The sequence below is a fragment of the Actinomycetospora soli genome (assembly GCF_021026295.1).
GTDB classification, from domain to species: Bacteria; Actinomycetota; Actinomycetes; order Mycobacteriales; family Pseudonocardiaceae; genus Actinomycetospora; species Actinomycetospora soli.
Window position 1 is genome coordinate 22,489 of the sequence record NZ_JAJNDA010000034.1, and the last position, 14,496, is coordinate 36,984.

Sequence of the window (14,496 nt, forward strand, 5' to 3'; positions counted from 1 at the left end):
GCTGATGCGCAGCGGGCAGGAAATCCAGGCCGCGCTGCAGAGCTTCGCCGCCCGGTGGGCTGGCTACAGCGGTACCGAGCGGGCCGAGGCCCAGACGTTCCTCAACGAGCTGTTCGCCTGCTACGGATCGAGTCGCCTCGAGGTCGGCGCCCGCTTCGAGTCCTTCACCGCCAGCGCCGGGTTCATGGACCTGCACTGGCCCACCGTCTGCATCGTCGAGATGAAGGCGCCAAGCAAGGCGGTCGCCTCAGCACGAGAACAGGTCAAGGGCTACTGGGAGGAGTCGGCCGACGAGGCGACCGACAGCCCCGCCGCCCGCTGGGTCGTGCTGTGCAACTTCGCCTCGTTCGAGATCTGGGAGCCCGGACGCTTCCCGAAGTCCCCCCGCGCCAACTTCGCCCTCGCCGAGCTGCCCTCCCGCTACGAAGCGCTCATGTTCCTAGCGGGGCCCGCGGAGGTCCCGAGCTTTCTCGAGCACCACAAGAAGCTCACCACCGAGGCGGCCACCACGATCGCGCAGGTCCACCGCTCCCTGGTCGAACGCAGCGCGGCTCCCTCCGACGAGCTCAGCCGGTTCACTATGCAGACAGTCTGGACGCTGTTCGCCGAGGACCTCGACCTGCTCGCCGGATCGCCTCTCCAGATGACAGTGGACGTGTTGCGCAAGCACCCTGAGCGCAGCCCGGCCGCGGAGATCGGCCAGCTCTTCCGCGTCCTGAACCAGAAAACTAACCACAACCGCACCGGCCTGCTCGCCGGCACCCGCTACGTCAACGGACAGCTCTTCGCCCACCCGGCTTCGGTCGAGCTCAACCGCGACGAACTCGACCTGCTCGCCCGGGCCGCGGAGTACGACTGGAGCAAGGTCGACCCCACCATCTTCGGGTCGCTCATGGAGAGCGTGCTCGGCGACGACCGGCGCCGCGAGATCGGCGCGCACTACACCCACGAAGCCGACATCATGAAGATCGTCGGCCCGACCATCGTGCGCCCCTGGCAGCTGCGCCTAGACGCCTGCACGACGCCGGCCCAGGCACGCTCGCTGCTCGACGAGCTGGTCGCCTTCGTGGTCCTAGACCCCGCCTGCGGATGCGGCAACTTCCTCTACGTCGCCTACCGCGAGCTACGCGCGCTCGAGCACCAGCTCAAGACCCGCATCACCGAACTCGCCGCCGACACCGGGCTCCCCACACCCGCGGGCCCCTGGCCCTACGTCCCACTGGGGAATCTGCGCGGCATCGACATCGAACCGGTCGCCGTACTCATCGCCCGTGTCACCCTCTGGATGGGGCACCGGCAGATGATCGACCGCTACGGTGAAGCCGAGACCCCTCTACCGCTGGTCAGCCTCTCGGGGATCGCGGTCGGCGACGCCGTGTTCGGGTCGTGGCCGGCTGCCGATTGCATCGTGGGCAACCCGCCCTTCCTCGGCGACCGACGGATTCGCCGCGCCTTCGGTGGCCCCTACGTCGACAGGCTCAGAGAGGTCTTCAAGGTCGGAGTTGTCGACTACTCCGCCTACTGGTTCCGACGCGCCCAGGACCACCTCCCCGAAGGTCACCGCGCTGGGCTGGTATCCACGAACACCCTGCGGGAGAACAAACACCGGCGAGCGTCCCTGGACTACCTCGTCGAGCACGGAAGCGTCATCACCGACGCCGTCAGCTCGCAACGCTGGCCCGGCGAGGCCAAGGTCCACGTGTCCATCACCAACTGGATCAAAAATCCCAAGCAGCCACCCTCGATCTTCATCCTCGACGGCGCTCCGGTCGATGGAATCACCACCCAGCTGCGCGCCGGAACCGAGGGCACGCAGGAACCCGCGACTCTCGGGGCCAACCGCAACCGCTCGTTCATCGGCTGCCAGCCGTCCGGAGACGGCTTCATCGTCAGCGATGAGGTCGCCGCGAGGCTGCAGGCCGCGGGCGAAGGCGCTGTCGTGCGCCGCTACCTGACCACCGATGACATCACGGACTCTGTCAGCAGCCTTCCCCGGCGCTGGATCATCGACTTCGGGACCATGCCGCTAGAGCAGGCCATGGCCACACCGAAGGCCCTGGCGATCGTGCGCCGCGACGTCCGCCCGGAACGCGAGGAGAATCCGACCCGCCACTTCCTGCGGCTGTGGTGGCAGTTCGCCTGGCCCCGGCCTCGCATGCGTGCGGCTATCGCCGGGCGAAGCCGGTACATCACGGCCACCCTGACCGGTAAACGACTGCTCTTGACCTGGGCCGACTCAGCCTGGTGCCCGAGCAACCTCGTGGGCGTGTTCGCCTTCGACGATGACTACTCGATGGGCGTGCTCTCCTCCCGGGTACACGGTGCTTGGGCATGGTCCTGGTCCTCGACCTTCAAGGCCGACCTGCGCTACACCCCGTCCTCGGTGTTCAACAGCTTCCCCTGGCCACCCAGCCCAACCCCGGACCAGCGGGCTGCCGTGGCTGGAGCCAGCGCCGCGCTGCTGGCCCGTCGTGGCGAGATCGTCGTCGAGCGCGGTATCGGGCTGACCGAGCTGTACAACCAGGTTGACGACGGCGCCTGGGCCGATCTCGCTGCCCTTCACCTCACGCTGGACCGAGCCGTGGCCGCCTGTTACGGCTGGCCCCCCGAAATCGCGCAGGACGACGAGGAGCTCGTGCAGCGCACCCGGAAGCTCAACGCCGCGATCGGCCGCGGGGACATCGCCTACGAGCCCTTCCGCAACTACGAGGCGCAGTCCTCGGTCTAAGCGGGGAGCTATGCCACTTATCCCCAACGAGGTCGCTATCCGCCCAGCTCGGCGATGAGCGGTTCGCCCGCCTTGGCACGATGGGCGTCATGAGCCCGTCCGCGATCGCGTTAGTGGTGTTCGCCCTCGCGGGCTTCGCTGGCCTGGTGGCCCTCGCGTCCGACAGCGAGACCGCCGGCGGCTGTTTGCTGATCGTCGCGATGCTCGCCGTGATCGCCGCCCTGCTCATGAGCAACCTCTGACAGTGGCGTCTGCCTGGCTCTCACGTACACGAGGGGCGGGACCGCCCTCCGTGATTAGTGCTAGCACTTGCAAGCACAGAGGTATCGACCAAATCATGATCACGTGACATAGCGCTAGAACCCGGATTACCGGGTCGCCAATGGCTCCGAACAGCACTGATCGTAGTGTTCTAATTGTCTCTGACGTCTAGTAGCCTGTGGCCATGCCGAAGTACCGGGAGATCGCCGCCGACCTGCGCGACCGGCGCCTCGGCACCGAGTTCGCGGTCGGGGACCGGCTACCCGGCATCACCGAGCTCGCCCGCCAGTACGACGACGTCGCCCTGAACACCGCCCGCAACGCGGTGACCCTGCTCGCCGAGCAGCAGCTGCTACGCATCGAGCACGGCGTCGGCACCTTCGTCACCGCGCTTCCGGAGCGCGGCCCTGCCGGCCCGCTCGCCGAGCTGCGACGCAGCCACGACGCCCTCGGCCAGGCCCTCGACGACGCCGTGGCCCACGTGAGCGCCCAGGTCGCCGACGAGGTCGCCCGGGCTCGCCACGACACACTGGTCGCCGCCGCGGACGACCTCGAGGCGATGGACCCACCGATGGACATCGCGGCGGTGCCGGCGTGGCTGCGCGAGCGGGCGGCCCGCCGTGCCTGAGGACCCTGCTGCTGACGTCGTCGAGCGCGCCGGCAACCGCCTGCGCGCCGAGCTCGTCGCCCTGTTCGAGCAGATCGGCGCCGACTTCCGCGCCACCTACCGCCTCGACCTGCCCGACGAGCACGGACAGCCCGAGGACGGCGACCTCGAGGACGTCGTCTTCGACCTGGTGTGGGCGACCAAGCGGGCGCTGTCGGTCGACGAGCACGACGTCACCTCCACGGACCCGGCCGGTGGGCAGGTCGCGGTCGGGCTGCTGGTGTCGATGCTGCGCCCGCGCCTCGACGAGCTCGGCGTCCTTCCCAACCCCTTGGCCGCGTACGACGACGCCCAGGCGCTGCTCGACGTCGCCGGCGGAGACGACGCGTGGGAGACCACCGCCAGCGCCGACCGGCCGCTGCTCATCGTCCGCCGCGTCGTGCGATGCCACCTCGACCCCGGGTTGCCCACCGACATCTACCGCGAGTGGTGGTCGTGAGCGGCATGGCCGGGCCGTCGCCGCATGACTCCGCGCTGTCCAACGAGGAACGGGAAGCGATCCGCGCCGAGATCGAGGACCGCGTGCGGGAAGAGGTCGCTGCGATGCGTCCGCTGGACGCCGGGGAGCGGGACCTGCTGCGTGCCGCGTTGCCGCCTCGACGAACCACAGGGGCCCGTCGGCTCCTGGCTGAACCGGCGTGGCCAACTCGCACGTTCCGATTTACCGCGGTAAATACCGCGCGCCGCGCACCGGGCTCTCCGTGCTGCCCTGGCACCCTCTGAGGCATCCCCATCCGAAGTAGCGGCCTTCGTGGCCGTGAAGCCCACGGAGAGGCCTACTCAGCATGGCCAAGGTGCACGCCATCGCCTGCCAAAAGGGCGGCGTCGGCAAGACAACGATCACGGTGAACCTCGCCGCGGTCCTCGACCAGGTTCTCGCCAAGGACGACGCAGCGGTGCTGGTCGTCGGGACCGACCCCCAGCGCTCCATGGACTGGTGGGCGTCCCGGGTCGGCGACGACATCCCGTTCGCCTACACCGAGACCTCCAGCCCCGCGGACATCGCGAAGCTCCGCGACCTCGACTACGCCCACGTCTTCGTCGACACCCCCGGCAGCCTCGAGAACGAGCACATTTTGCGGACCGTCGTTGAGCACGCCGACGACGTCCTCGTGCCCATCACCACGGAGCCGCTGACCTTCGTCCCCGCAGACACCACGATCGAGACGCTGATCAAGCCGCTCGGCGTGCCGTACCGCGTGGTGATCAACCTGTGGGACCCGCGGGACGGCCGCGCCGACCTCGACGACACCATCGCGTTCATCGACCAGAAGCGCTGGCCGCGCATGAACACCGTCGTGCGCCGCTACAAGCTGCACTCGCGTGCCGCCGCCGAGGGCCTGGTGTGCACCCAGTACGCCAAGAGCCGGGTCGGCCTCGAGGCGTACGGCGACATGATGCGGCTCGCGCTCGAGCTCGGCGAAGCCGGCGTCGGGCGGTGACCGCCGTGGCCCCGAAGAAACGCGGCCGGACGTCGTTCGCGTCGTTCGCCGAGGACGCCTCCATCTCGACCCTGCCGGCCTACGAACAGCCGGCAGGGCCAGCGCCGACGTCCGCGCCGCTGCCCGACCTCTCGCACAACCCGCACAACCCGCGGGACGGGTACGACGACGACGCCACCCGCGAGCTCGCCGCGAGCATGGAATCGCTCGGGCAGCTGCAGCCGGCGACCGTCGTCAGCCGCGACGTGTTCCTCGCGCACTACCCCGACGACACCGAACAGATCGGCGTCGCCCGGTGGGTCGTCATCATGGGCAACCGGCGTCTCGCCGCTGCCCACCTTGCTGGCCTCGACCAGCTCGCGATTACCGTCGCCGACCACCTCGGCGGGACCGATCCGAAGCTCACCGAGGCGCTGCTGGTCGAGAACCTCCACCGTGAAGCTCTGCCGCCCCTGCTCGAGGCCCGCGAGCTCCAGGCGCTCGTCGAGCTGCACGGCTCCAACTCCGCGGTCGCGCGGCGTATCGGCAAGACCGACGCGTGGGTGTCCCAACGACTGGGGCTGAGGAAGCTAGCTCCTGAGGCAGCTCGTGCCCTGCAGGCAGGTGAGCTGAGCTTCCGAGAGGCGCGCGGGCTGGCCAGCAAGCCCGCCGAGGCGCAGCTGCTCCGGCTCGCAGAGCTTCGCGGGGATGTGGAGCGGGCCCCCGAGCCACCACCCGCTCCAGCTGCCGCTGAGCGTCCCCGCCGGGGCCGCCCTAAGACCGGACCTCCACCTGTCGAGCAGGCGGCGCGGAAGCTGCGAGAGCAGTACGACAGCGACGACATCGCCCGGCTCGTCGAACTCCTGACAGCCCCTGATTTACCGCGGTAAATGCAGCAGGCCCCGCCATCCGTTCAAGGACGGCGGGGCCCGCAGCGAAGCGCGGCGGGCTACTGGAGCGCCTTGAGCAGGGCCTCATGCTGGCGCTTTCCCAGTCCGCTGATCCGACGGCTCGGACTGATCTCGGCCTGGTCCATCACCGCGTCCGCCTTGGCCCGGCCGTAGCCGGGCAGCGCCCGCAGCAGCTGCGCCACCTTGATCTTCGCGACTACCGGGTCAGACTCACCGGGCTCGAGGACGGTGACACAGACACCTCCCCGGTCTTCACGCTCGCCAACAGCTCCGAGCGTGCCCTCCTGGTTTCCCGGGCCTTCTCAAGTCCGGCATGTCGCTGCTCGGGGGTCATCGTCGGGAGGGCCATGCGGTCGGACTCCGTTCGCTCTGGCCGCACATTGAGCGCGACCGGTCGCGGCATCCTGACGCCAGATCGCCTTCACCCGCCGGGGCGGAGGGCTCAGGTCTCGCGCTTCCAGCTCGCCTCGCCGCCGCCAAAGTTCGGTGGTTCGGTCGTTGATGGCGGTGACTCGATGCGGCTCCCACAGCTCCTGACCGGCCTTAATCGCCCTGTCGAGCCGAGGTGCTCGAGCAGGTCCGCCAGTGCGGCCCGCCAGCACGGGCGCGGGCAGACATCGGGCGCATCTCAAAAAGAACACGTGTTCGATAGGCGCAGTGTCGTGCTCAGTAGATCGTCCTCGGCATGAGGCGGCTTCGCGCTGCTGCACCGGCAGAGGCGGCTGGTCCTGGTGGCCGTCCTCCGGCTGAACTAGCCCGGAGGACGGCCAATGGATCAGAACTGCATGGTGTGCGTGATCCAGTTCAGCAAGATCACGAGCATGATGATCGAAGCAATGAGCTCGTTGACGGCGACCGGCTTCATGACAACTCTCCTCCGCTTGACAGACCTCTCCCCGGGACGGGGCGAGGCATCGAACTTCGGAGGAAGTTCAGAACCGCTCGATCGCCAGTCGGGCGCGGCCTAGAGAGGGTGCACGCTGCCGGTCCCTCTCGTCCAGCCTCGTCACCCTTTCGGACCTGCGGCGTCCCTGTCGTCGTTTCGGCCGCGCTCCGCCGGACCTCGGGTTCTCCGGGCGGGCCGGGGCGCCGGAGGCGAGCGGAGCGGTCCCTGGCGGGTCCGGGGGTTCCGCGGTCACCTCCGGTCGGCCGGGACGACGACAGGAACCCCGCACGCCTCCCAACCGCTCCCTGTCGGAGTGAGGCCCGGGGTCCGGGGCGGAGCCCCGCGCCCGTGTCCCTCGACGCCTGCGCCCCCGGGACCAGGTCGCAGCCGATAATCCGTATCGCGCGCTTATGACAACTTGGGTCTAGGAGAACGCAGAGGCGATTTGGCTCGCGAGAGCCGATGCCAGGCATAGCGTTGCATCCACTTGGGTCGGCGGCCGTCATCTGTCCGTTCGTGAGCTTCCTCGGGCGGGGTGGGTCTACCGTGTCCGCGGTGGCGATCGTGGCGACCTGGAACCCTTCGCAGGACCAGTTCGAGAAGTACGAGGGCTTCGTCGCGCGCACCGCGACTGGGGAATACGTGTTCGACCGCTGGAGCGTGGGGACCCGCACTCGAGGCATCGAGCTCGGGGATCGGGTGTTCCTATTCCGTCAGGGAGCCGATCGGCGAGGGATCGTGGCTGCCGGGCGAGTCCTTAATCCTGAGCCGGACGATCCGATCGACTCCGATCGGGTCAACCTACCGATCTTCCTCGACACGCACTGGCGCGATCCGGGGGCGCTCGGGCACTACGTGCGGGTGCGCTGGGAACGGGTGGCCAGCCTTGAGGAGCGACTTACCGTCAACGAGCTACTCGCTGCCGCTCCCGGCTTCGCCTGGGCCCGACCGATTCGCCAGTCTGGGCGGAACCTCAGCGAGGACGACCTGGCCGCGGTCGAGGCGCTGTGGGCCGAGCGGGACCCGTTCCACGCGCCAAAGGCGGTGCCTGTGGCTCTCGAACAGATACACACCACGCAGTACTGGACCCAAGGCGGCGACGAAGGCTCCCGCATTCGCACCGAGGCCGAGCTGTGCGCCCGCTACGTGAGGTACCTCGCTATCCGCGGCGTGCAAGCATGCCGACTGCGGATCCGCACCCCTGATGGATTTACGCTCTGGACCGATATTTTCGACCCCGAGAACGACGAGCTCATCGAAGCCAAGAGCGACGCCAACCGGGGCGCGGTGCGCCTCGCGGTCGGACAGCTTCTCGACTACCGGCGCTATCTGGCCACGCCCGAGGGCACCGACCTCGCGCTGCTGGTCCCCAACGCGCCGTCGCAGGACCTGCTTGAGCTGCTCGAGAGCCAGGCCATTAGTGCAATCTGGCCCATCGATTCCGGGTTCACCCGCTCCAGCTCGCCTCGCCACCACTGACGTTCGACGGCCTGTCGTTGATCGCAGCGACGCGATGGGGTTCCCACAGCTCCTGGCCGGCCTTCATTACCCTGTCGAAGATGGTGGTCACGGCGACCTCCGCCGGTGCCGCCGAGGTGCTCGGAGCAGGGCGGCCCAGGCTGGTGGGCTGAGCGGCTGACCGTCCCGGAGCGGCGCGGCGGATCGGATGAGCCTCTGACCTTCGGCTCGGCGTACGGCGCGGGCACGAGCTGACATCGGACGCACTACAGTGACGATGGAACACGTGTTCGATTGCTGCGATCGCTCGTTCCGGGCAGCCTGCTCGCCCATGAGGACGCTGCGGACCTGGCGAGTGCTCCGCCAGCGGGGGATCAGTCTGCTCGGCGTGCTCCGCGGCTGGTCATGAGCAACCCCCGGAATCCCCGCCGCTTCATCGAGTGGGTCGTCGCCAACGGCAACGACATCTCGGCGGCGAAGTATGTGGCCGACGAGTACGACGGCGGCGACGCGAACATCCCCACGGACTTCCGTCGCTTCGTGATCAAGCTCGTCGCCGACGGCCTGATCCGGTCGACGATGACCCAGACCGACTGGGACGGCTTCCCGCTGCGTGTCGCTGCCACCGCGGCCGGCCGCAGCCTCGCCGCGAGCAGGTGACCCCGGCGTCTTCCCACTCTCTGGCTGGCCCTGTCGTCGTTTCGGCCGCGCTCCGCGGACCTCGGGTTCTCTGGCCGGGCCAGGGCGGGGGAGGTGCTCCGGGCACCGACTCCGAGCGCAGCGGTCCCTGGCGGGGCCGGAGGTTCCGTGGTCACCTCCGGTCGGCCGGGACGTCGACAGGACCTGCCTGTTCACCCTGTCGGAGTGAGGCCCGGGGTTCGGGGCGGCGCCCCGCGTCCTTGCCCCACACAGGGGAGAGGCCGCAGGGGAGCGATGACGCTCGACCCTGCGGCCTCCAAGCCCAAGGCGGGATTCGAACCCGCATCCGCCCCTCAGTCAAAGGGGAGCTCTGTCCGTTGAGCTACTAGGGGATGCCACCAGTGTAGCCGCCGCCGTCGACCGGTCTCGGGTCGGACCGGACCGGCGTCGCGCCGGTCACGGGCCGGCCAGGATCGCCTCGAACGGGCCGAAGAGCCCCGAGCAGGTGTGGTCGATGACCCGGCCGTGGCTGACGCCCTCGATCCCCTCGCGGGTCCAGGTGATGCCCAGCTCGGGGGCAGCGTCGGTGACACCCCTGAGCCGGTCGACCTGGGCGATCCACGCCTCGGCGCCGGCCACGTCGAGCTCGGCGCGGGTGACCGCGCGGCCGTGGCGGTCGTGGGCGGCGAGGAAGACGTGCACGTGCGGGTGGACGGTGCGCGACCAGGACACCTTGTCGTGCCGCTTCGCGGTCATCGGTACGTCCGGGAACGCCGCGCCGAGCGTCGCGACGGCCTGGGCCATGGCGGGCTGGTACACCGCGAGCCCGGCGGTCAGGTACCGGTTGCGGCTCCCGCGTCGGGCCTGCTGCTCGAGCCACGCGATGTAGGCCGGCGGCGCGACAACCTGCACGTCCCACGCATCGCGCGGCGGCGCACCCGACTCGACATCGAACAACTCAGGGGGCATCGCGACCACGCCGTTCACTCCATCTCCAAACCCGCGTCGCGATCACGCTCGCGCTGCACCTGCAGCTGCCGCGCGGGGCTGATCCCCGAGAGCCGTTCCCGGGTGCGCTGCAACTCCAGGTCGGTCTCGATCTCGTCCCACACCGACGGCTCCCGCTGCTGGACCCGCTGCTCCTGGGCCGCCAACTTCGCCTGCTCCACGGCGTGGGCCTGTTCTTCGACCCGGGCCAGCCGCCGCTCCTCGGCGAGCGCGGAGGCCTCACGCAATCGCTGCCGTGAGGCCTCCATCTGGACCCGCTCGGCCTCGCGCTCGACCTGGACTTCCTCGGGCACCATCGGCGCCGGCTCCGGGTCGGGCCGCTCCACCGTCCGGCGGGTCTCGGGCAGCCCGCGGCGGTCGATCTCGTCGGCGGCGGCCTTGTCGGCCTCCCGCTGCGGGGTGGTGCGGTCCCACCACGTCCCGCGGCGCTCGTGAGCCACGCGAAGGTCCGCAGCACGGGCGTGGTCGTCGACGGCCATCGACTCGTGCAGCTCGGCGTCGCGCTCCAGCTCGGCCCGGCCGGGAGCATCCGGCGCTATCTGCTCGAGGCGGGCCCGCTCGAGTACGGCGTCCTCGTGCCAGCGTCGAGCGGTGCGCGCGGTGTCGGCGAGCTCGTCGGCGACCCACGCCGGAGCCTGCTCGGCCTCACGGGCCCACTGCTCGCGGGTCGCGTACAGCTCCGTGTCCTCCACCGCCCGCCAGTCGCGCTGGCCGGGCTCGGGAGCCCGGTCCGGGGTGGCAGCCAGGGCGGCGTCGTACAGGGCCCGCTCCAGGGGCCGCTCCCGCGACGGCGGCGCACCGAGGGACAGCTGGTCGGGGACGATGCCAGCCTGCTCCCGGAACAGCGCCGCGGCACCGGCCCGGGTACGCCACGCGTGCTCACCCTCCGGGTCGGACTCCGGGTCGGGGCGCTCGCCGAGGGTCACTGCCCATGCAGGCGCCTCGGCCGCCACCTGGTCGGCGAGGTCGCGCTGGCGGTCGTTGAGCAGCTCGGCGACCCGATGGCTGTAGTCGGACACGGTGTCGCCGTCGCGGACGACCAGGCGTGTCGTCCAGTCCGCCGGATCGATCTCGCGGTCCGGGTCGTAGGCCATCGCGGCGCCGCGGACCCGGTGGCGCAGCGCATCGGCCACCGAGTCGACGTCGTCGAACCCACGGGACTCCACGGCCCCGTCAAGCAGTACGGCCGGGTCGTGCCCGGCGAGCTCCGCTGCATCGAGAGCGGCGAGCAGCCGCCCGGTGGCGCGGGCCTCGGGGTCGATCCGAGCGGCCAAGTCGTCGCCGAGACGCTCCCGTAGCCGCTCAAGGTGGCGGGGGTGCCCGTCGTACTCCATGGCCACTTGCAGCCGGGAGAGCAGCGACGGCGCGGAAGACTCTTCGACCTCGGCGTCGGCGAGCACCGCGGCCGCGGCGCGCTGCGAACCCTCGTGGGCGAGCACGGCGGTCAGACGTTCGACGGCGACCTCAGCGAGACGCTGCGGCTCGTGGGCGTCGGGCTCGCGCTCGGTCACGAGGTAGGCGTAGTTGTGCACCCGGCCGCGACTCAGGCCGACGTAGGCGGCCTCGCGGGTGGCGTCGCGGTCGATGAGGTCGTGGGAGGCGTCGGCCGTGATGCCCTCGGCGCCATGCACCGTGGCTGCGTAGCCCAGCGCTGCGTGCTCGGCGAGGTAGTCGGCGGGCAGGTGTGCGATCGCGCCGTGCCGGTCACGGCCGAGGATCGTCCCGTCGTCTCCGCGCCCGACGACCGTGTACCTGCTCCGGTTCATCACCGGCTCGGCGACGCCGTCGGGTGACGGGTCGACGCGCAGGTCCCAGGCGTTGCGGCGGGTCTCGACGACGTCCCCGAGGCCGGCGGCGTTGTCGTCGGCGAGCTCGGCGAGCGGGGCGTGATCGACGCGGCCGAGGGAGACCAGCTCGCCCTGCAACTCGGCGGACATGTCCGCCGCCAGGTCGTTCGTGCCGACCACGAGCACCGCGTCCAGACCGGCGAGCCGGTCGACCAGCCAGCCGCGGCGGGCGGCGGCGGCCATCTCCTCCACGGTCCCGGCCACGAGACGGCCGTTGTCGGCGTAGGCCTCGACGGCGCGAGGGTCGCCCTCGCGCAGCTGCAGCGACGCCTCGGCCTCCCAGGTCTCGTGGAAGCGGTGGGGCTGAGCGAGGGTGTGGACCTGCCCGTCGGGGAGGGTGCCGGCGAGGTGGGTGAACAGGCCTCCCGCGCCGACCGCGTCGAGCTGGTGGGGGTCGCCGACGTAGACGACCTTGGCGCCGACCCTCGCCGCGACGGTGGCGATCGCGGCGAGGTGCGCGGTGGACGCCATCGACGCCTCGTCGACCACGACGAGGTCGTCGGGGCTCAGCAGTGTGCGGGCCGTCCCGGTCACGGGGTCGGGGGTGACGGCGTCGAGGAACCTGGTGGTGTTCAGCGCGGTCAGCCCGTCGCCCGCGAGGTTCGCCGTGGCGATCTGTGCGGTCGCCACGCCGTAGACGGTGCCGCCGGTCGCCTGCGTCCACACCTGCGCGAGCGCGCCGACGGTGCGGGACTTCCCGGTGCCGGCCGGGCCGATCAGCACGTCGCCGTGCCGCCCGGAGGTCACGATCCCGAGCATCGCGTCGGCCTGGTCGGCGGACAGCCCGGCGCGTTCGGCGACGACCTTGGCGGCATCACGCTCAACGGTGCGGGCGCCGCGGGTGGACAGGTACGTCCCGACGCCGGCCTCGGTCTCCAGATGCGAGGCGGTCGCGAAGCGACGCTCCTCGTGCGGGCGGAACACCGGGCGCCCGTCGCGACGCAGCAGCGCGGCGGGGACCTCGACGGGCTCGTGCCCGGTCAGCTGCACGACGTCGAACCCGGCACCCGGGGCAACGACGGCGCGGGCGAGTTCTTCGAGCGCCGCCGGGCGCTCGGCTGCCGGCACCCCGAGCGCGGCGGCGTCCCCGAGGTAGCGGTCGATGGCGTCGACGAGGTTGCCGAGCATCCACGTCGAGTAGGCGGCCTGGACGTCGGCGAGCCCGGCAGCCAGCGCCTCCTGCACCCGGGCCGGGTCGGCGGCCATCGCCGGCGCGGCGGTGGCCATGGCCACCGCCGCCAGCTCGACCTCGTCGACGGCGGCCACGAGGTGGCCACGGCGGTCAGCGCGGCCATCGGCCCACGCGGCCACCGCGGCCGGACCGGCCAGGCCGGTCTTGGCCGCCCTGGTGTCGTAGGTGGCCTCCTGGGCCATCACCTTGCGCGCCGCGGCCCCCGGCTCGCGGCCGTGCCGGTCGCGGTACCGGTCGACCATGGCCTCGACGCGCTCCACGATCTGGCCGCGGCGGGTTGACGCGTCGCGCAGCAGTCCCGGGTCCACGCCGGCGACCTCGCGGGCCTTGCCGTCCGGGCGGGTCTCGAAAGCCACCCCGACCTGGTCCGTCATCTCCTGCTCGACGGCGCGCTCGTAGGCAGTGGCGATGGCCTCCTTGAACGCCCGGAACCCCTTGCCGTCCAGCGCGCCGATGCGTCCGTCGGCGGTGCCGACGCGGTTGAGCACCGCGGCGTGGGTGTGCAACTGCGGGTCCCCGGAGCGGCTGGTGTGGTGGGCGAACGCCACCACGGCCAGGCCCTCCGCCTCGGCGTACACCCGGCCCTGCTCAGTACGCCCGAACCGGGTGTGCGCCACGTGCTGCTCGGCGTAGGCCAGGGCGATCTTCACGGCCTCGTCGTGGGCGGCCCGAACCTTCTCCGCCTCCCCGTGCAGCCCCGCCGCGAGGTACGCGGCGTAGAGCACCGAGACGCTCTTGACCGGCGAGAACGTGAAGTCGTAGTACGCCACCGGGCGGGTGCCGCCCGCGGCGGCTTCGCGTTCCATCGCCCGCGCCCGCTCGGGGGAGGGGTTCGGCTCGGCGGCCTGCAGCTTCGCCAGGCGCTCGTCGTAGCCCTTGTAGGTGCGTGGCTTCGACCCGACGTACACCGGGTCCCGCTCGGTCGAGTCGGGACGGCGCAGCTGCCCGAAGATCGCCCGCACCGCGTCCTCCGAGGCCAGCTGGCCGGCCTCGATGTCGCCGAGGCCGAGCACGTTCCAGCCCTTCCCGAGCCACACACCCTGCGGCTCGCCGGCCTCCATCGCCTTCGCGAAGTAGCGGTCCGCGCCGAACTCGGCAGCGTCCGCTCGGGCCTCCAGCTCGTGGGCGTGCTCGTGGGCCTCGCAGCCCTTGAGGAGGTAGTCCACGGCTCCGGCACCGATGGCGGTGATCCGGAGCATGAGACGACGATAGGGCCGCTCCGGCCCCAACTCAAAGATCATCCGCGAGAGCAGTGGCATAGGTGTGTGGTGCTGAGCAAAAGCGAAGTGCTCTGGGGTGAGCGCAGCGAACAGCAGGCAGCAACAGGCGACACGAGAAGACCAGGTCAGGGTGTGGAACGACGCTGGAAGTGCAGTGGCAGACGTCGTGGAAGTTGCAGTGGGCGTTGCGGAATTTGCAGTGGGTTAAGGGTGGTCGGCGACGCTGCAGGAGGTGGTGTAGCTGGCGGCGAAGGGGCT

11 protein-coding genes and 1 tRNA gene are annotated in these 14,496 nt (G+C 70.7%); 8 read left to right on the forward strand and 4 right to left on the reverse strand.

Features of this window, described 5'->3' with window-relative positions; genetic code table 11:
- Positions 1–4 precede the first annotated feature (4 nt).
- The 6 genes from LN037_RS29975 to LN037_RS30000 all read left to right on the forward strand — a co-directional run bounded on the left by LN037_RS29975 (position 5) and on the right by LN037_RS30000 (position 5,967).
- A complete protein-coding gene (locus tag LN037_RS29975; protein ID WP_230760393.1) occupies positions 5–2,728 on the forward strand; it encodes a DNA methyltransferase in 2,724 nt (907 codons plus the stop codon).
- 89 nt (positions 2,729–2,817) lie between these two features.
- On the forward strand, positions 2,818–2,970 hold the full coding sequence (locus LN037_RS29980; RefSeq protein ID WP_230760395.1) for a hypothetical protein: 153 nt from the start codon (positions 2,818–2,820) through the stop codon (positions 2,968–2,970).
- Positions 2,971–3,173: 203 nt separating this feature from the next.
- Positions 3,174–3,617 carry a GntR family transcriptional regulator gene (locus LN037_RS29985; protein ID WP_230760397.1) on the forward strand — a complete coding sequence of 148 codons (444 nt, stop codon included), beginning with the start codon at positions 3,174–3,176 and terminating at the stop codon, positions 3,615–3,617.
- Complete coding sequence (locus tag LN037_RS29990) at positions 3,610–4,095, forward strand: hypothetical protein (RefSeq protein WP_230760399.1); 486 nt, start codon at positions 3,610–3,612, stop codon at positions 4,093–4,095. The genes LN037_RS29985 and LN037_RS29990 overlap by 8 nt, the downstream gene beginning before the upstream one ends.
- Positions 4,096–4,441: 346 nt before the next feature.
- A complete protein-coding gene (locus LN037_RS29995) occupies positions 4,442–5,098 on the forward strand; it encodes a ParA family protein (protein ID WP_230760401.1) in 657 nt (218 codons plus the stop codon).
- Complete coding sequence (locus tag LN037_RS30000; protein ID WP_230760402.1) at positions 5,095–5,967, forward strand: ParB/RepB/Spo0J family partition protein; 873 nt, start codon at positions 5,095–5,097, stop codon at positions 5,965–5,967. The genes LN037_RS29995 and LN037_RS30000 overlap by 4 nt, the downstream gene beginning before the upstream one ends.
- A 59-nt stretch (positions 5,968–6,026) precedes the next feature.
- On the opposite strand, the gene LN037_RS33965 is transcribed toward LN037_RS30000, so the two are convergent.
- Complete coding sequence (locus tag LN037_RS33965; protein WP_308286214.1) at positions 6,027–6,170, reverse strand: hypothetical protein; 144 nt, start codon at positions 6,168–6,170, stop codon at positions 6,027–6,029.
- A 1,259-nt stretch (positions 6,171–7,429) separates the two neighbouring features.
- Between LN037_RS33965 and LN037_RS30010 the strand changes: the two genes are divergently transcribed.
- Together LN037_RS30010 and LN037_RS30015 are read left to right on the forward strand one after the other, a co-directional pair.
- Complete coding sequence (locus tag LN037_RS30010) at positions 7,430–8,353, forward strand: EVE domain-containing protein (protein ID WP_230760404.1); 924 nt, start codon at positions 7,430–7,432, stop codon at positions 8,351–8,353.
- Between the two features lie 384 nt (positions 8,354–8,737).
- A complete protein-coding gene (locus LN037_RS30015) occupies positions 8,738–8,992 on the forward strand; it encodes a hypothetical protein (RefSeq protein WP_230760407.1) in 255 nt (84 codons plus the stop codon).
- 298 nt (positions 8,993–9,290) lie between these two features.
- On the opposite strand, the gene LN037_RS30020 is transcribed toward LN037_RS30015, so the two are convergent.
- The 3 genes from LN037_RS30020 to mobF all read right to left on the reverse strand — a co-directional run bounded on the left by LN037_RS30020 (position 9,291) and on the right by mobF (position 14,217).
- A tRNA-Val gene (locus LN037_RS30020) sits at positions 9,291–9,362 on the reverse strand.
- A gap of 65 nt (positions 9,363–9,427) precedes the next feature.
- A complete protein-coding gene (locus tag LN037_RS30025; protein ID WP_230760409.1) occupies positions 9,428–9,883 on the reverse strand; it encodes a hypothetical protein in 456 nt (151 codons plus the stop codon).
- Between the two features lie 71 nt (positions 9,884–9,954).
- Positions 9,955–14,217 (reverse strand): MobF family relaxase, encoded by a 4,263-nt coding sequence (gene mobF / locus LN037_RS30030; RefSeq protein WP_230760411.1) that lies wholly within the window; start codon positions 14,215–14,217, stop codon positions 9,955–9,957.
- Between the last annotated feature and the right edge of the window lie 279 nt (positions 14,218–14,496).

What these genes read in the sequence shown, in the direction of transcription:
- LN037_RS29995 (WP_230760401.1), top strand. Translation starts at nt 4,442, where the DNA reads ATGGCCAAGGTGCACGCCATCGCCTGCCAAAAGGGCGGCGTCGGCAAG.
- LN037_RS29985 (WP_230760397.1), top strand. Translation starts at nt 3,174, where the DNA reads ATGCCGAAGTACCGGGAGATCGCCGCCGACCTGCGCGACCGGCGCCTC.
- mobF (WP_230760411.1), bottom strand. Translation starts at nt 14,217, where the DNA reads ATGCTCCGGATCACCGCCATCGGTGCCGGAGCCGTGGACTACCTCCTC.
- LN037_RS29975 (WP_230760393.1), top strand. Translation starts at nt 5, where the DNA reads ATGCGCAGCGGGCAGGAAATCCAGGCCGCGCTGCAGAGCTTCGCCGCC.
- LN037_RS29980 (WP_230760395.1), top strand. Translation starts at nt 2,818, where the DNA reads ATGAGCCCGTCCGCGATCGCGTTAGTGGTGTTCGCCCTCGCGGGCTTC.
- LN037_RS30015 (WP_230760407.1), top strand. Translation starts at nt 8,738, where the DNA reads ATGAGCAACCCCCGGAATCCCCGCCGCTTCATCGAGTGGGTCGTCGCC.